The organism is Blochmannia endosymbiont of Camponotus nipponensis (assembly GCF_009827135.1).
Lineage (GTDB): Bacteria > Pseudomonadota > Gammaproteobacteria > Enterobacterales > Enterobacteriaceae > Blochmanniella.
In genome coordinates, this window is sequence record NZ_CP046534.1 from 432,461 (window position 1) to 449,982 (window position 17,522).

Annotated in this window: 14 protein-coding genes and 2 pseudogenes; 4 read left to right on the forward strand and 12 right to left on the reverse strand. The window is 25.0% G+C overall.

Translation table 11 applies throughout. The features are described 5' to 3' along the window. Positions 1 to 122 precede the first annotated feature (122 nt). The 7 genes and pseudogenes from glnA to coaBC form a co-directional block, all read right to left on the reverse strand. Positions 123 to 1,553 carry a type I glutamate--ammonia ligase gene (gene glnA / locus GN161_RS01805; RefSeq protein ID WP_159715009.1) on the reverse strand — a complete coding sequence of 477 codons (1,431 nt, stop codon included), beginning with the start codon at positions 1,551 to 1,553 and terminating at the stop codon, positions 123 to 125. A gap of 734 nt (positions 1,554 to 2,287) precedes the next feature. Next, a pseudogene (gene rpoZ, locus GN161_RS01810) lies at positions 2,288 to 2,467 on the reverse strand (DNA-directed RNA polymerase subunit omega); the annotation flags it as partial. A 94-nt stretch (positions 2,468 to 2,561) separates the two neighbouring features. Continuing rightward, the gene (gmk, locus tag GN161_RS01815; protein WP_159715011.1) at positions 2,562 to 3,203 is read right to left on the reverse strand and encodes a guanylate kinase; all 642 of its coding nucleotides are present in this window, start codon (positions 3,201 to 3,203) and stop codon (positions 2,562 to 2,564) included. Between the two features lie 285 nt (positions 3,204 to 3,488). Beyond that, positions 3,489 to 3,935 (reverse strand): MarR family winged helix-turn-helix transcriptional regulator, encoded by a 447-nt coding sequence (locus GN161_RS01820; protein WP_159715012.1) that lies wholly within the window; start codon positions 3,933 to 3,935, stop codon positions 3,489 to 3,491. 879 nt (positions 3,936 to 4,814) lie between these two features. Then, the gene (locus GN161_RS01825) at positions 4,815 to 5,693 is read right to left on the reverse strand and encodes a YicC/YloC family endoribonuclease (RefSeq protein ID WP_159715014.1); all 879 of its coding nucleotides are present in this window, start codon (positions 5,691 to 5,693) and stop codon (positions 4,815 to 4,817) included. Between the two features lie 654 nt (positions 5,694 to 6,347). After that, positions 6,348 to 6,800 (reverse strand): dUTP diphosphatase, encoded by a 453-nt coding sequence (dut, locus tag GN161_RS01830; RefSeq protein WP_236840127.1) that lies wholly within the window; start codon positions 6,798 to 6,800, stop codon positions 6,348 to 6,350. After that, complete coding sequence (gene coaBC / locus GN161_RS01835; RefSeq protein WP_159715018.1) at positions 6,784 to 7,992, reverse strand: bifunctional phosphopantothenoylcysteine decarboxylase/phosphopantothenate--cysteine ligase CoaBC; 1,209 nt, start codon at positions 7,990 to 7,992, stop codon at positions 6,784 to 6,786. Before coaBC ends, dut begins: the two co-directional genes overlap by 17 nt. Positions 7,993 to 8,450: 458 nt before the next feature. Between coaBC and rpmB the strand changes: the two genes are divergently transcribed. Then, on the forward strand, positions 8,451 to 8,681 hold the full coding sequence (gene rpmB, locus GN161_RS01840; RefSeq protein ID WP_159715020.1) for a 50S ribosomal protein L28: 231 nt from the start codon (positions 8,451 to 8,453) through the stop codon (positions 8,679 to 8,681). 20 nt (positions 8,682 to 8,701) lie between these two features. Continuing rightward, on the forward strand, positions 8,702 to 8,872 hold the full coding sequence (rpmG, locus tag GN161_RS01845; protein WP_159715022.1) for a 50S ribosomal protein L33: 171 nt from the start codon (positions 8,702 to 8,704) through the stop codon (positions 8,870 to 8,872). A gap of 223 nt (positions 8,873 to 9,095) precedes the next feature. On the opposite strand, the gene coaD is transcribed toward rpmG, so the two are convergent. The 5 genes and pseudogenes from coaD to rfaD form a co-directional block, all read right to left on the reverse strand. Continuing rightward, complete coding sequence (gene coaD / locus GN161_RS01850; RefSeq protein WP_159715024.1) at positions 9,096 to 9,611, reverse strand: pantetheine-phosphate adenylyltransferase; 516 nt, start codon at positions 9,609 to 9,611, stop codon at positions 9,096 to 9,098. Between the two features lie 640 nt (positions 9,612 to 10,251). Further along, positions 10,252 to 11,502 carry a lipid IV(A) 3-deoxy-D-manno-octulosonic acid transferase gene (waaA, locus tag GN161_RS01855; RefSeq protein WP_236840085.1) on the reverse strand — a complete coding sequence of 417 codons (1,251 nt, stop codon included), beginning with the start codon at positions 11,500 to 11,502 and terminating at the stop codon, positions 10,252 to 10,254. A 1,750-nt stretch (positions 11,503 to 13,252) separates the two neighbouring features. After that, complete coding sequence (gene waaC, locus GN161_RS01860; RefSeq protein WP_159715026.1) at positions 13,253 to 14,209, reverse strand: lipopolysaccharide heptosyltransferase I; 957 nt, start codon at positions 14,207 to 14,209, stop codon at positions 13,253 to 13,255. Positions 14,210 to 14,232: 23 nt separating this feature from the next. Further along, positions 14,233 to 15,272: pseudogene (gene waaF, locus GN161_RS01865) on the reverse strand (lipopolysaccharide heptosyltransferase II). A 15-nt stretch (positions 15,273 to 15,287) separates the two neighbouring features. Continuing rightward, a complete protein-coding gene (gene rfaD, locus GN161_RS01870) occupies positions 15,288 to 16,253 on the reverse strand; it encodes an ADP-glyceromanno-heptose 6-epimerase (RefSeq protein WP_159715028.1) in 966 nt (321 codons plus the stop codon). 520 nt (positions 16,254 to 16,773) lie between these two features. Between rfaD and GN161_RS01875 the strand changes: the two genes are divergently transcribed. Next, positions 16,774 to 17,223 carry a rhodanese-like domain-containing protein gene (locus GN161_RS01875; RefSeq protein WP_159715030.1) on the forward strand — a complete coding sequence of 150 codons (450 nt, stop codon included), beginning with the start codon at positions 16,774 to 16,776 and terminating at the stop codon, positions 17,221 to 17,223. Between the two features lie 11 nt (positions 17,224 to 17,234). Beyond that, a complete protein-coding gene (grxC, locus tag GN161_RS01880) occupies positions 17,235 to 17,513 on the forward strand; it encodes a glutaredoxin 3 (protein ID WP_159715032.1) in 279 nt (92 codons plus the stop codon). Positions 17,514 to 17,522: the final 9 nt, after the last annotated feature.

The following is a 17,522-nucleotide window of genomic DNA, read 5'->3' on the forward strand; positions in this document are numbered from 1 at the left end:
ATATAAAATATGGAGTTGATTATTTTTAGTTTTCAATATATTTTATTTTGCATTATTATAAATGTAATGCATGATGCTACTTATATATTCGCACGTTTTATATTTTATTATTTTTTGATTTATTATACACTATAATATAAATCAAATTCTATAGGGTGTGGGGTAGTACATACTACTTTATTTTCCTCTTTGCACAATAGAATATATGCATTGATGTAGTCTTTAGTAAAGACATTTCCTCGTGTTAGAAATTTATGATTTTCACTTAAAGACTGTAATGCTTCGTCAAAAGATCTAGCCATATGTGGTATGGATAAAGCTTCTTTTTCAGAAATAGTGTATAAGTTTTTGTCTCTAGGTTCTCCTGGATGAATTTTATTAATAACGCCATCTAATCCAGCCATAAGTAATGCAGAAAAAGCTAGGTAGGGATTAGCAGCTGGATCGGGAAAACGAACTTCAATACGGCATGATGATGTGTTGTTTTTTTTTGTTTTTCCGATAGATGATGGAATACGAATTGCGCTAGAACGATTGAAAGCAGAATAAGTTAACATTACTGGAGCTTCATAATTTGGAACTAAACGTTTATATGAATTAGTAGTTGGATTAGTTATAGCATTTAATGCTTTTGCATGTTGTAAGATGCCTCCAATATAGAATAAGGCAGTGTCAGAAAGATTACCGTATTGGATACCTGAAAATAAATTAGTATTTTTTTTATGTAGAGATATGTGACAATGCATACCTGATCCATTATCATTTATAATGGGTTTTGGCATAAAAGTTGCAGTTTTCCCAGAATTATAAGCAACATTGTGTACAACATATTTATATATTTGTATTTCATCAGCTTTTTTGGTAAGAGTATTAAATCGAGTCGTTATCTCATTTTGACCAGATGTTGCGACTTCATGATGATGAGTTTCTACAATTAATCCCATTTTTTCCATTATTAAAGACATAGTAGACCGCAAGTTTTGAGAAGAATCTATTGGAGGTACTGGAGCATATCCACCTTTTGTTTTAGGACGATGACCTTTGTTGCCATCTTTATAAAATTTACCACTATTCCATGTTGATTCTTTATCATCAATGATTACGTAAGACCCTGATATTGTTGTTTCAAAACGAACATCATCAAATAAAAAAAATTCGGGTTCAGGGCCAAACATTACAGTATCGGCAATACCAGAGTTATATAAAAACATTTCTGCTCGTTTAGCGATAGATCGCGGGTCTCTGTCATAATTTTTCATAGTATGGGGTTCAAGAACATCACAACGTATAATTATTGTAGCATCTTCATAAAATGGATCTATTATAAAACTAGTAGGATCAGGCATTAATATCATATCTGATTCATTAATATCTTTCCATCCTTTGATGGAAGATCCATCAAAGATTTTACCATAATTGAATAAATGATCATTAATTTGAGTCTTAGGAATAGTGATGTGTTGTTCTTTTCCTTTTGTGTCGGTAAAACGTAAATCAGCAAATTTGATGTGATTTTCATTAATAATAGAAAAAATTTGTTCAATGTCTTTCATATTTATTTTCTCAGCCATTATAGATCATATGATAATAAATTTGTTACACTATAATATAGGTCAGGATTAAGCTGTATTAAGATTAATAGTGATAAATTATTTCTTAACAACTTTTTTAATTAAAAAGTTCATATTGCTGTTATTAATTTTTGTATTAGTATGTATGTATTTAAATGGATTTTTTAACCTTTTCTTGAGATTTAAAACTTTTAATATAATATTATATTGTTATTGTTTTACAGAAATCTAATTTAACGAAAATAAAACATTTGGTTCATGCTTTGTATTAATTGTGTATATATATGAATTATATGTATTATAACGAAGTATATCAAAATTTTTATTATAACCATAATATTTTATTTTATTATAAATGATGAATATCATTTATAATAATAGTAGTTTATTTTTATAATTTTAAAAAATTAATAATTTTTAATAAGTTTATTATTCTGCATATATGTATATAATATATTAATAGTGTAAATATGGGTAGAGATGCTAAAGCATTTTTAAACATTAATATGTATATTACAGTGGAGCTATTATTTTGTAAATATGTAAATTATTATATATTGTATAAATATTGATGCTCATATTAAAAATAAAACAAATTATCAATTTTTATTATTTTTTAATGTTGTTTAATTTTATGGAAGTTGTTTTATAATATGGTTTTATACTTTATATAGTGTTGATTTTTTTGTATATAAATATGTGAATATTTATTTGGTAATTAAATTTTCTTCTATTTCTCTGAGAGCAAGTACAGTATATTTGTCATTATTATTTTTTTTTATTAATGTTTCTTTCTCTCCAATTTGCATTTGTCTTGCGCGTCGTGCTGCAACTAATATTAAATCAAACCTGTTACCAATTTTTTCTACAGCATTTTGTACAGTTATACGTGCCATTTTTGTTCACCATATATGTGATTTTTTTATTTATTGATATTGATTATTAGATTATATATTTGGATTATGTGTTATATATTATTTTATTTACTATCTACTTATCTGGTAATAATAAATTGTTTATTAATGTTGCATGACGTATTTTTTGATGTGTTATTCGTAATTGTTCAGATAATACAATTGATTGTAAATGTGTTAATGCGATATTAAAGTTATCATTTATTATGATATAATCATATTCTTTTAAATGATTAATTTCACTCATTGTTTTCTTCATGCGAATGGTAATAATTTTTTTTGTGTCTTTTCCTCTAAGATGTAATCGACGTACTAATTCTTTTTTGGATGGTGGTAAAACAAAGATAGTATAGATGTTGTGTGATATTTTTTTTCGAATTTGTTGAGCTCCTTTCCAATCAATGTTTAGTATAATATGTATACCAGTTTTTAACATAGCCTCAATATTATTTTTTGTGGTACCATAGTAATGATTAAAGATTTTAGCGTATTCAAAGAACATGTTTTTTTTGATCATATCTTTAAATGTTTTTTTTGAAATAAAGTAGTAGTCTTTTCCATGTATTTCTCCAGATCTTTTAACCCGTGTGGTATGAGAGATAGATAGTTTAGTTGTTTGAATAAAATGGTTATATTGCATTAAATTTTTAATTAAAGTGGATTTTCCTGTGCCACTTGGAGCGGATATGATACATAATGTTCCTAAAGGTTCTATCATAAAATAAAACGTATAATTTGATTGTATAAATAGTACATGTATTGAATGTATATGTATTTACTTGAATAGATTATATATTTATATATGGACATATAGTTTATCAAAATTATTATTTTATAGATATATTTGTGTTATATAGATTTTTTTTTGAATCAACTCCGTGATAAAACTTGAGAAATTTTTAATATTTGATGACATAAACTATACTTAAATATAAGTAAATTATAAAATGTGTGTTATCACGGAGTTGATTCATTAATAATAATGTACAACATATATACTATTTTATATATTATTTTTATGTGTTGTTTTTTGTTTTGTTTCCAGCAAACTACATACTTCTTTAAAATTTTTAAGTTGTATATCAGATAAAAGAGAAAACATGCGCTCTAAAATAATATTGTGTGTTTCTTCAGCGATATGCAGTTTATTACGTCCTTTTTCTGTAATATAAACGTATTTAACTCTGCGATCTGTAAAACTTTGTTGTCGACGTAACATTTCATCTTTTTCTAATGCATCAAGAACTGTTACTACAGTTCTTGATGAAAATCCCATATAATTTTTAATATCTGTTGCGCTGGTTTTTCCGGTAGTAATAAGATGTAATATTTTCATTTTGGACATTGAAAGGCCTTCATTAATTAATTGACTGTTTATTTCTTTACGTAAACGGTGGTAAATTCGGGATAAGGATTCTACCATGTTTGATATATCTGCTAATCTATTCATAATTATATGTCTCTATATTGAATTAATAACGATAATAGAACTGTGTTTAATGGTGTTAGTGCAATTAGCAACAGTCTAAAATTAGAAATTTATCATCAAAAGATTTGTTTATTAAGATAATAATTTTCGGAACATGTTGTTACTTAATAGTTAATTATTTTTTAATTAATTGCTGTGGTTTATATCTCCTAAATTTATTGTGAATTTATTAAATTAATATCTTGTTTTTATTAAAAATGGTAGATATTGATAATTTAGAATATATGAATTTTAGATGTTTAATTTATATTAATTTATGTTTTATTTTATCGGAGTTTTTTTAAATTTGAAATATTACTATTGGAAAAAGAAATTGTTTGAAAAATTTTTTAGAAATATTTTTTTTAATTTTTTTTGATTTATTTTTTATTTAAAAATTCTATATATCTTGAATTAAATCAGTCTATATCGTAATTATATTTAAAATTATTATAAAAAATAAAATTTCTATTTTATTTTTTATAATAATTTTAAATATAAAATTTATATTTTATAATAAATATTTTTTACATGTAATTATATATTTTTACATTTACTTCGACATTGGTATATAAAAATGATTTATTTTTTAAATGATATATATATATCAGTTAATTTATAGTAAAATATTTACTATATAAATGTATATATTTATCTAATAAAATAGACGCAACATAAAATCATATAAATTTTATTTTATTAAATATATTTTATTAAAAATAATATGATGTGATTAAGAATTGTAATAATAGTTGTGATATAAAAATGAAGATTTTGAGAATAAAATGATAATTATAACATCATTGCTTAAATGTAATGTTGATTAAAGTTATATCTATTCAAATATATAATATATTTGTATTACTCAATATTTTGGGTTTGCTCTCGAATTTGTTCAATGAATACTTTTAAAGAAATCGCTAATTGAGTAATATGAGAATTTATAGATTTTGAAGTTAATGTATTAGCTTCTCTGTGTAATTCTTGTATTATAAAATCTAGTCTTCTACCAATGGATCCTGGCTTGTCCAAGGTATGATGCATTTCTTTGATATGGCTTATTAATCGATCTGTTTCTTCTGAAATATCAATTTTTTGAGCTATTATTAATAACTCTTGTTCTAATCGTATTGGGTCAGTGTAGATACAAACGTCTTTCATTTGTTCTAAAAGTTTTTTGCGTTTCCATTCTAATACATTAGGCATGTATTGACGAATTTTATTAACTTCATCGTATATTAGGTGTAATCTTTCTATAATTTTAGTTTTTAAAAAATCCCCTTCTCTTGCTCTATCTTGTATCAAATTATGTAATGTTTCTTTAAAGCATAGCAATAACTCAGTATGAATATTGTTTATATTATTAAAATTATTTTGTTCATATGTTATTACTCCTGGACAAAATAAAATATCTAGCGGATTCATTTGCCCTTCATTTATTAGTGTGTTTATCCATTTTGCGTATGAAATAAGATGATGAACCAATTGTTTATTAACAGTAAATGTATCTGTGTTATTGTCATTATTATTCATTTTAATACGTAAAATGCATTCTATTTTTCCTCTAACAAGAGAATCTTTAATATTTTTTCGAATTATCCGTGATAAATCATAAAGATGTTTGGGTAGATCAATATGAATGTCTAGGTAACGTTGGTTTAAAGAATAAATTTCCCAGATAACATTACCCCATGTATATTTTACTTCATGTCTTGAAAAAGCAGTCATACTATGAACCATAACATCACCTAAATTGTGTTAATATATAATAAAGTCAAAGTTTTTTAAATTTAGAAAAGTATAATAGTTTTATTCTGTCATGTATGTTTATATGAAAAAATTAATTATAATAATTGTATTATTTATTGAATAATAAATAATAACATGGAGGTACTATAATTAATAATGATTTTTAAAATTCTTGTTTATGTTAAAATAAAATAAAAAACAATAAAAATATATTGTTTTTTATTTATAAAAGAATTAATATTACTAATTTAGTAAAATGATAAAATAAATATATCAAATATAATATTTTCAACATATATGCTTCCAGTATGTTTATTTAAAATAATATAATTTATATGATGTAATAAATTAATTAAATATTATTTTAATAAATAATTAATATTTAATTTTTTTATAAAAGAAATAAAGTTATTTTTTGATCAAAATTAATTCATAATATTTATTATTATAATTAAATAATATCAATAAGGTAATTTATGTATATAAAAAAATAAAAATTTTTTGAAATTTATTTTGATGAAGTAATAACGTTTTATTCTAGAGGTGAGATATAACTCTATCCATTTATATATATAAATATAAACTTTATTTGAAAATATAATTAAAATGAAACAATATTATTATTGTTTTGATAAAAATAATATTTTACATTGAATGTCCAAAACCATCAGATCCACGTTCAGTAGGAATAAATGATTTGACCACAGAAAATTTAACTTGAATTATTGGTATAAAAACTAATTGTGCTATTCGTTTTCCAGGATACACAATATATTTTTTTGATCCACGATTCCATAAAGATACCATTATCTCTCCCTGGTAATCTGAATCAATAAGTCCCACTAAATTTCCCAAGACAATACCGTATTTGTGCCCTAAACCTGAACGAGGTAAAATAATCCCTGCTATTTTTGAATCAGAAATGTATACCGCAATACCAGTGGAAATCAAATGAGTTTTTCCGGGATAAATGGTTAAAGGCATATCTAAACAAGCTGGTAAATCTAATCCGGCAGATCCTGATGTAGCATATTTAGGAAAACAAAAATGATTATAAATACGATTATCAATAATTTTGATATTAATTATTTTCATTATAGCGATTAACAATTTCGTTAATAAGTTGTTGCGCTAATAATTTTTTTTTTCTTAAAGGTAATATAACGCTTCCTTTATTCCAAAATAAATACAAAGCATTATTGTCACTATTAAATCCTTGATTTATGTTAGAAATATTATTAGCACAAATTAAATCTAAATGCTTATTAATACGTTTGTTTTGAGCATATTTTTCGATGTTTTTGGTTTCGGCAGCGAATCCAACAACATAAGGACGTTGTTTCATTAATGATCCTACTTCTGCCACAATATCAGGATTTTTAATCATAATTATTTTTAAGGTGTTTTTATCTTTTTTGATTTTTTCAAGAGAAGTATGACAAATACGATAATCTGATACTGCCGCGCAACCAATAAAAATTTGTTGGTTTTTAACATTTTGCATAACTGCTTTTTTCATGTCTAATGCTGAGATAACGTTAATACGTTGTACTCGAGTAGGAGTATTTAAATTTACTGGGCCTGAAATTAATGTAACTTTAGCGCCTTTATCTGCTGCAGCTTGTGCGATAGCAAATCCCATTTTTCCTGAACTGTAATTAGTAAAAAAACGGATAGGATCCAAAGCTTCATGAGTAGGACCAGCGGTAATCATGATATTAAGATGGCTTAAAGAATTGTCATGAGAAAAATAATGTTCTACATTTTCAGCGAGTACTTTTGGATTAGTCATGCGTCCGTAACCAATATCGTTGCAAGCTTGATATCCATAATCCGGGCCCCATACTAAAACTCCCCTTTTTCTTAGAATATCTAAATTTGATTGAGTCGCAATAGCTTTATACATTTGTTGATTCATGGATGGTGCAACAGCAATAGGAGCTGTTGTGGCTAAGCATAAACTACATAATAAATCATTAGCTAATCCTACAGATAATCTAGCTAATAAATTAGCTGTAGCTGGAGCAAGTAAAACTAAATCTGCCCATTTAGCCAACTTTATGTGTGGCATTGTTGTTTCTATTTGAGGAGTAATGAAATTATCTAATACTGGATTACATGATATTGTTTGCAAGCTTAGAGGAGTAACGAATTTTTTTGCAGATTTCGTCATTATCACTTTAACTTCTGAACCTTTTTCTTTCAAACATCGCACAAGATCTATAGTTTTATATGCAGCGATACCACCGCTTATTCCTAATATGATATGTTTATCGATTAAGCCCGTCATATTATATTTCACATAATTTTTATAATTGTAGTTTTATGTGTTATACCATAAAAATTATCGATTTTTATGGTATAAATAAAATTAATCAATTTTTTATTAAACGAAAATTTCAGGAAAATTTATTATAATATTATTGTGTATAACGTAATATCTCCATATAATACGCTTTAACTATTTTATATAAAGAATTTTATATATATATATAGTGATAATTTAAATTTGTGACTGTAATTCTCTTGTTTTATACATACTTGTTATTTAAATTTTTAGAGTTATTTGTTATTTGTATTAATACTGAAGAATGAAGATGTAAATCAGTAATTATTATATATTTATCAAATCTCAATTAGATGATCAATAATGTAAACATTTATGAAATTTATAAATAGTTATGAATAGAAATTGTTTTTGATGCTGATGTAGGATGGTTATGCATGATATCTATTAGGAGGATAAATATGGCGCGAGTATGTCAGATTACTGGAAAAAGTCCAATGAGAGGAAATAAACGTTCTCATGCAATGAATGCAACTAAACGTTGGTTTGCACCTAATATTCATTCTCATCGTTTTTGGATAGCAAGTCAGAATCGTTTCTTTGTATTACGGATATCTGCTAAAGGTATGCGATTAATTGATAAATTAGGGGTTGAATATTTTTTCTCTAAAATATATTCTAAACATAAATAATATTTCACAGGTACAATGTAATGGCTAAAGAAACAAGAGAAACCATTTGTTTATTTTCTTCCTCTAATAATGGACATTTTTATAGTACTACAAAAAATAAACGAACTAATCCTAATAAAATAAAATTAAACAAGTTTGATCCTTATATACGAAAACATGTAGTATATATAGAAGCTAAAAATAGTAAATAGTTGTATTATGTTAGTTTGCATATTTTAATAATGTATTGCACTATGCTGTGATTCAATACAAATAAGAACATCTGATATTTTGCCTGAGATGATTAAAGGATAAAACTGCCACATAAAAATTGTAGGCTTTCTTCACGTATTGTCCATAGTATAATATTAGTCAAATGATAATTACAGTTTGTGTGCAGAATATATGAATTATAATGTTTATAGATATAGGATTTTAAAGATTAGGCAGGATCTGTTTTGTTTTTGAAGTATTATGTAATTTTTCTATAACTTTTTCAGCAATAAAATTAGGGATAAAATTATCTATTTTTCCTCCGTATTGTGCTATTTCTTTTACTAATTTAGAAGAAAGATATGTCCATATACCTGTCGATATCATAAACATAGTTTCTACTTCATGTTCGAGATAATGATTAATTTTTGCAAGCTGTATTTCATATTCAAAATCTGATCTAGTTCTTAAACCACGAATTAAGATATTTATTCTTTTTTCTTTCATCACGTTTATTGCTAGATCATTAAATCCAAATACTGTTACATTAGTTAATGTTTTAGTTGCTTGTTTTGCTAATATTACACGTTCTTCAAGACTAAATAGGGGATTTTTTTGTGGATTTTCAGCGATCGCTAAAAAAATTTTATCGAAAATTTTATGAGATCTAATGATTATATCTAAATGTCCATAAGTTAATGGATCGAAAGTGCCTGGATACATAGCCTGAATTGTCATGATATATAAATAATTGCTTTCTAGTAAATTAGAATATGGGAGATTACAAAATAGGTATATTCAAATACAATATACTGTACTAAATTTTGTTGATTTTGCAATATAATTTATGTTGAAAATCGATATTTCTAACGCTCGTAATGATCGTATTTTGGATAATATGGACGTATACAATACGTTATTACTATAATATTTTAGTCATTTTTTATAAATCTAATAAAATGTAATAATTATTAAAATATTATATGTGTATCTAATAGCAGTATCATAAAAAAATTTTTATATTATGCAGTTAATTTAATTTTTTATAAAAATTATATATCTTTAAAATAAAAGTGATTCTAACATTATGTATATATAATGTTGTATATATATTTTTAACAGTTGAACAAATTCTTTTGATTTAATAAAAATCGGTAAAAATTATTTATTTATTAGTATTGTTCATAAATAAAAGATACGATTATATTAAAGTATGTTGCAACACTCTATTTTTTTTCAATTTTGTAATTTCATTTTATATTATAAATTGAGTTAACACAGAAATATTGATAACATGTATATAAATATATGTTATCAATATTTGTTATATTAGCAAATTACAACATATAAAATGTTTATAATTTATTAATATGGTAGATTATCTTTCAATTAGTAAATAATTATCTAATAAATATAATAATTGTTGTAGTGCTCCTTGATTGTGTTTAAGCACTTTAATAGCTCTATAACCATAGTTCAAGCGACATTGTTGGTTTGTTAGTAACATAATAACAGCTTTTACTAAGGATTCTGTGTCAGTTACTGTAATTAATCCATTTGATTCATGTAATTTAACGCAAATGTCATGAAAATTAAAAGTATACGGTCCCATAATTAATGGAATAGAATGTGCTGCTGGTTCCAATGGATTATGGCCTCCATGATTTACTAAGCTACCTCCAACAAAGGCTATATCTGAAATACCGTATAGTAACATTAATTCTCCTATAGTATCATTAATGATTACTTGTGTTTTTTTAGATGGAGTAATTCCACTGCTTCTCATGATGTAGGATAATCCTGCTTGTTCAGTCATGTTTTTAACATTAATAAAACGTTCTGGATGCCGTGGAGCTAAAATCATCAATAAATTAGGAAATTTTGTTAAAAGATGTTTATGGGCTTGCAATAACAATATTTCTTCTCCTGCGTGAGTGCTGCTAGCTATCCAAACTTGTCGTTTTTTAATCCAAGTTTTTTTTAAAAATGAAATTTTATTTAATAAATCTTGAGTCATTGCAATATCAAATTTTAAATTACCTGTAATAAACAATTGATTTTTTTTTAATCCTAATTTAAGAAATCGGGAAGCATCCTCTTTATTTTGAGCAGCAATTAAAGCGATACGTTCCATTATTAATGAAACAAAAGAACTGAATTTCTTGTACCCAATAAAGGAGCGAAATGATAGACGTGCATTAGCAATAATAAAAGGAATATTACGTTGATATAATATATTTATAAGATTTGGCCATAGTTCAGTTTCCATGACAATAACCAATCTAGGTCTAATTTGATTAATAAAACGTTTCATAGAACCAGGTAAATCGTAAGGTAAATAACCACAATGTATTATATTATGACTGAATTTAGATTGTGCTAATTCTATGCCTGTTGGAGTCATCGCAGTTAAAGTAATAGTTATTTTTGGATAACGTTGTTGTAGAGCATGTATTAGAGGAATGGCTGTTAGTGTTTCTCCAAGGGATACGGCATGTAAAACAATACCATCAGATTTGATAGGTTTTTGGTAAAATCCATACCGTTCTAACCAACGCTTACGATATAACGGAGTCCGCCTACTACGCCATAGTAATCGTATCCATATTATAGGCTGTGCGATATACATAATGATACTATATATTGAAATATATAGTACAAATATATAATATTTCAAAGTGGTCAGTTAATACATGTATTGTTATTAATTTAATTATTTTATATATATTTAATTATATATCAATATGGTTATGGCTCATTGAATATATTTCAATGATCTGTTTTTAAATAAATTAAAATAATGTGTTTAAAGCAACTATTTATGTTATCTCTGTTGTTTTAATTTTATACTATAAATACTTTTTTACTTAAAAAGTAGAACAAAATTTATAAACTTTTGTAAAAAAATCACATTTTTATATTGTGTAGATAAAACTATTAGTTACTTATTATTACTTTGTGTAATAATTCAATTAATTTGTTAGTTATGTTTATAATTGGTAAAAAATGATGCTATTAATATTACATATATAAAAATAAATTATATTATAGATCATAAATAAATTAATTCTTCATAAGTTTGATAATTATCATATTAATTAGTATAAATACAATATATATTGTGTAGAAAAGTTCCATTTTTGTCTTGATAATTTGTTTGAATTTTAGGTACATATTTCATTGTTGATCTAAAATTTATTAGATAGTTATAGTATGTTCAATAATATTGATACATTGAAATAATTTTATAATTTTATTAATATGTGTGAGTAAAGTAAGAACTATTTTTTAAAATAGTTTTTCGTTTGCTGTATAATACGTATTATGTTTGAAGAAAAGATTAATTTATTTAAAATTTATAAGGACACAAAAATAAAAAATATTAATTTTTTTAATATTATATTGATGTATAAATGTACTGTATTTAATTATTTAATATTAAATAATAGTTCTATTATTACAAAAAGGTAATTTGACTTATTTAGTAAGTAACATTGCAATTAACTTGCATATTGTAATATGGAGTTTTATTTACACGATAATTAATATCAGGTAAATTTTTTAATTAAAATTACGTATATTTCTTATTTCTTGTCTGAAATGAAAAATGATCAATTATTTGTATAAGCGTACATTATGTTAAAGCATTTTATTTTTTAGTATTTTTAATGTTTGGAATAATTATTGTGTATAAAATAGCATATTTTTATTTACATTAAAAGTGCAAAAATAATTTTGTATTTAATGATAATTAAATAATAGTATGTAATAGTTTTATGTGGTCATACAATTATTAATGTGATTTTTATTGTAAAATATTGCAACTTAAACTATATATATAAATAAACATTAATTATATTTATATAATATATTGTGTATGTAAGTATGTATATTACCGATTGTATCTATTAATTATATTTATGCGATGAGATCTGATTAATAAAATTAAGTATAGTAATTTTATTTATACATTACTGAATGTATATTTGTGCATATGGATACAGCAACATCATTGATTTCAATTTAATAATTTTTATTATTGCAAAGGTAGTGAATTACATTAATTAGTTTTATTAAAAATTTAATAATAAAGACATGTTATTATGTATTTAAACATTAAATCCAATAGTTATGAGTAATTTATAATTGGGTATTGTGTTATTTGAATAAAAATAATGATATATATTTATAAATATATATCATGTTTTGGATGTTGAATGGTATTGGAGAATGATCGTATATATATAAAGTGTATATGTTAAAATTATAATAAGTGGTAATATTATTTTTCAACAAATATTAATTTGCAATTAGTTATGGTACAGTTATTATAAAAACTGTAATCAATACAATTAAAATGTTTTTAGAATATTTTAAATTTAAATTTTTTGAAATGCTTTCCAAACTTGGATGGGAGTTAAATGTTTCATTTTTTTAGTGGAAGATTGTAAAGTAACTTGGTTATGTCCATATGTTCCAATTAATTTAGGGTTAGTTGGTCCATATAATGTTATATTAGGACAATCGAGCGCCGCTGTTAAATGGCTCAGTCCGGTGTCAACAGATATTACTGCTGTTGCTCCAGAAATTTGAAGAGCAATTTCTTTTAGTGTCATTTTTGGTAATGTTATTATTTTTTTGCTGCATAGTGTTGCTAATCGGTTGGCACGAAATTCTTCATTTTTTGACCAAAAAGGTAATTTGATGCAATATCCTGCATTAATAGCATATTGTGCAATAATATTCCAATTAAATTCTGGCCAATGTTTCTTAGATTTGGTAGTAGAATGAAAAAATATTAAATAAGGGGGATTACTTTTTTGAAGTGGAAATAAGTGATTAATATTGTATTTCCCTATATAAGACGGTGCAGGATATTGCAAACTGAGAGAAAAAAGTTGTCTAATGCGTTCTACAGCGTGTTGATTTGTATTGATATAATATTGGTTATGATACATCCAGGAACTGATGGGTTCCCGGGCACTTGCGTAGTCCATTCCATGTTTTTTACCGCGTGTAATACATGTTATTAATAATGATGTCTTTAATAAACCCTGTGCATCAATAATTACGTCATATTCTTTTTTTTTTAATTGTGTGATACATTTATGATATTTTTTCCATGAAGAAAATTTATACCAATTTTTTATCCAAAATCTAAGGTTTATAGGAATAATATGATGTATTGCTGGATGCCAATTAAGAATCTCTGAAAAAGTTTCTTCTACAACCCAGTCAAATAATATATTTGGTATAGCATTTGATGCATCAGTAACTGCAGGTAAAGTGTGTATTATATCACCCATAGAAGAAATTTTTATGATCAAAACTCTCATGATGATTTTATTTATTGATTAAATTAATGTAGTAATGTTTTTAGCGCTTTTAAAACTTGTTCTGGAGTAATATTGATTAGACTATGATGATAATCATATAGACTGTAGTTTTTCTTCATGGTATGATTTTCTTGAATGTGCTGGATTACAACAGATCGAGAGGATAAAGGTGGAGTGAATTTAGGATTGCTAGGACCGTATAATCCAACTACAGGGCGTTTTAATGCACAGGCTATATGCAACAAGCCAGAATCATTACTAATAATTCCTTTACATGCTGCTAAAATAGCAATAGCTTCGTTTAATGATGTAGTTCCTATAAGATTGTTCCAGTGTTGTTTTAAATTCTTAAGAATGCTGTACTCAAAATATTTATTAATTAGTTGATCTTTAGATGACCCTAAAATCACTACATGATATCCATAATCAATCAGTTGCAAGGCTAACGTTATGTAATGATAATGTGGCCAGCGCTTAGCTAATCCAAATGCTGCACCCGGGCATAAGCCAATCAGTAATTTTCTGTGATTGTTTAAATTGAATTTGCACAATACATCTACGATTTCTTTTTTTTTATGTCTAGTTGAGGCCATGGCAGGGGGTTAGGTAAATTAAAAAATTGTTTTATAGTATTATGATCATACGCTAAAGCGGCATAACGTTGTACCATTAACGGCAACAATGTTTTGTCAAGTATTCTTAAGTCATTTAACACGCCGTATCTCATTTCTCCACGCCATCCCGTTCGAATCGGGATATCTGCGAAAAATGGTATTAGAGCGGATTTAAAAGAATTAGGTAATATTATTGCTTGTTGATATTTTTCTTTTTTTAAAAATTTTATGAGACGATAACATTTCGGTAATTCTAATACTCCATGTTCATAAGGAGTGAATAATGTTCGATTAACTTCAGGTATATGATTAAATAGATCTTTACACCATGTTGGGGTAATTACGTCAATTTTTATATTGGAAGCATATTTTTTAATAAGTAAGCGATACAGACTATGTGATATGATGGTATCACCGATCCATGAAGGACTAATAATTAATATTTTCACAATTTAATGTTTTATTTATTGTATATTATAATGATCAATATCATTGCATGATAACCAGTTTAAATATTGACGTACACCTTGATTAATATTAATGAATTGCTTATGGTAACCTGCTTTTTTTAATTGAGACAGATTTGCCTGCGTAAATACTTGATAATGATCCCGTATTTTTTTTGGTATAGAAATATATTTAATAGTTATATTGCTATTTAAAGAACTTAACACAATATTGGTGATTGAATCAAATGATTCGGATTGACCAGTTCCACAATCGAAAATTCCAGATATGTTATTACTCCAAGCCCAAAGATTTATGTCAACTATATCTTCAACATGGATGAAATCTCGTTGTAACTGTTTACTTCCAGTAAACAGTTTTGGATTTTTTTTATTTTTAATTTGTTTATATAATTGAAATATTATACTTGCCATGTTACCTTTATGCGCTTCATAGGGCCCATAAACATTAAAGTATCTTAATCCACAAACTTGAGATGTAACTTTAGGTAAAATAGTACGTATATATTGATCAAATAAATATTTAGAATAGCTATATATATTTATGGGTTGCTCGTGTTTCTGAGAGCTTAGAATCATACTAGTATTTTTTCCGTATACTGATGCGGAAGAAGCGTATATAAAGGGAATATTGTATTTGATACAATAAATCAATAAATCTTTAGAATATTGATAATTATTTTCCATCAAGTACTTACCGTTCCATTCAGTAGTAGAAGAACAAGCTCCTTCATGGAATACTACATCTATATCTTTAATATAAGAATTGATAGAATTATTAAGTAGATTTTTAATAAATAAATTTTTATCCATATAGTCTGAAATATATAAATTTGTTAAATTTTTATATTTTCTACCATTTTTTAGGTTATCTACTACTAGAATATTGTTATATGAAATTTTATTTAATGCTTTAATAATATTACAACCGATAAACCCTGCTCCACCAGTTACTATAATCATACATCGCTCATATAATTGCAGATACATTAAGTATAATTTATATATATATATTTTAATATATTCTAAATATTATTATATTTCCAAATTTAGTATTTATTTTATCTATTTAATCAGAAGTTGTTATATATAACCGTATATTATGTCATTAATGTATCATTATGGGAAATAAATATTTCCCCATAGAACAACTATTTTTTATATTTAATTAATAAAAAGCTGAAAAGTGCATCAAGAAATAATATATCTTTTTTATATATTCTTAAAATATATTAGTTTTTGTCACAGTGAAAATATATTATTTTTTTAAAATTTTTATGGTATAATGTGATGTCTTTTTTTATGTTTGATATTGAATGTTGTTTTTATTGTTTTTATCTAAACATTATTAAATTAAAAAATATGTATTAATGAAATTTTTCATAATTATTCATAATATTGTTGAGTCATTAAAGACTGTATTATTGTGTATGATGCAGATACGTTTCATGTCTAGTATTATTTTTAATAGGTCTCATAATCCATGTATAAACAGGAAATAGCGATATTTTTACAACAACATACGATTTTAAGTGTTGTATGGATGGTTTTGTTAATTGCAGTATTGTATACTACAATTAACAGTTGGTTATGTAGATATTCTGAAATATTACGTGATACAGCAATTTTTTTAATAAACAAAAAAAATGCAATAGTAATAGATATTCGTAGTCAAGATGATTATCGTTTAGGACATATAGCAAACAGTGTTAATATTTCAATAGAAGATATTAAAAATGGTAATATTTATAAATTAAAAAGATTTAGAAAGCATCCATTGATTGTAGTACATGACAATAATATACTAGCTCATTCAATGAAACAACGTTTGTGTAAATTAAAGTTTGAAGAGGTATATGTGCTTCATGGGGGTATAGTTGGTTGGAAAGCTGAAAATTTTCCTTTATTATTAAAAGATAAAATATTGAAATAATGAGAACTAAAATGGCTTATATTGAAATTTATACAAAGAAACATTGTCCTTACTGTGATCGAGCTAAAGCATTATTTAAAAAAAAATCTCTAGATTTTAAAGAAATTCCTGTAGATATTAATGATTCAGATGATAGTATAGGTATAGAAATGAGACAACGATCTGGCGGTCGTACTACATTACCACAGATTTTTATAAATGGGTTGCATATTGGCGGATCAGATGATTTAGAGTTTTTAAATAATCAGGGAAAATTAGATTTAATTGTAATGAATAAAAACAGTGAATAAATAGTAGTT

What these genes read in the sequence shown, in the direction of transcription:
- waaA (WP_236840085.1), bottom strand. Translation starts at nt 11,502, where the DNA reads ATGTATATCGCACAGCCTATAATATGGATACGATTACTATGGCGTAGT.
- glnA (WP_159715009.1), bottom strand. Translation starts at nt 1,553, where the DNA reads ATGAAAGACATTGAACAAATTTTTTCTATTATTAATGAAAATCACATC.
- GN161_RS01825 (WP_159715014.1), bottom strand. Translation starts at nt 5,693, where the DNA reads ATGGTTCATAGTATGACTGCTTTTTCAAGACATGAAGTAAAATATACA.
- coaBC (WP_159715018.1), bottom strand. Translation starts at nt 7,992, where the DNA reads ATGACGGGCTTAATCGATAAACATATCATATTAGGAATAAGCGGTGGT.
- GN161_RS01875 (WP_159715030.1), top strand. Translation starts at nt 16,774, where the DNA reads ATGTATAAACAGGAAATAGCGATATTTTTACAACAACATACGATTTTA.
- gmk (WP_159715011.1), bottom strand. Translation starts at nt 3,203, where the DNA reads ATGATAGAACCTTTAGGAACATTATGTATCATATCCGCTCCAAGTGGC.
- waaC (WP_159715026.1), bottom strand. Translation starts at nt 14,209, where the DNA reads ATGAGAGTTTTGATCATAAAAATTTCTTCTATGGGTGATATAATACAC.
- grxC (WP_159715032.1), top strand. Translation starts at nt 17,235, where the DNA reads ATGGCTTATATTGAAATTTATACAAAGAAACATTGTCCTTACTGTGAT.
- rfaD (WP_159715028.1), bottom strand. Translation starts at nt 16,253, where the DNA reads ATGATTATAGTAACTGGTGGAGCAGGGTTTATCGGTTGTAATATTATT.
- rpmG (WP_159715022.1), top strand. Translation starts at nt 8,702, where the DNA reads ATGGCTAAAGAAACAAGAGAAACCATTTGTTTATTTTCTTCCTCTAAT.
- coaD (WP_159715024.1), bottom strand. Translation starts at nt 9,611, where the DNA reads ATGACAATTCAGGCTATGTATCCAGGCACTTTCGATCCATTAACTTAT.
- GN161_RS01820 (WP_159715012.1), bottom strand. Translation starts at nt 3,935, where the DNA reads ATGAATAGATTAGCAGATATATCAAACATGGTAGAATCCTTATCCCGA.
- rpmB (WP_159715020.1), top strand. Translation starts at nt 8,451, where the DNA reads ATGGCGCGAGTATGTCAGATTACTGGAAAAAGTCCAATGAGAGGAAAT.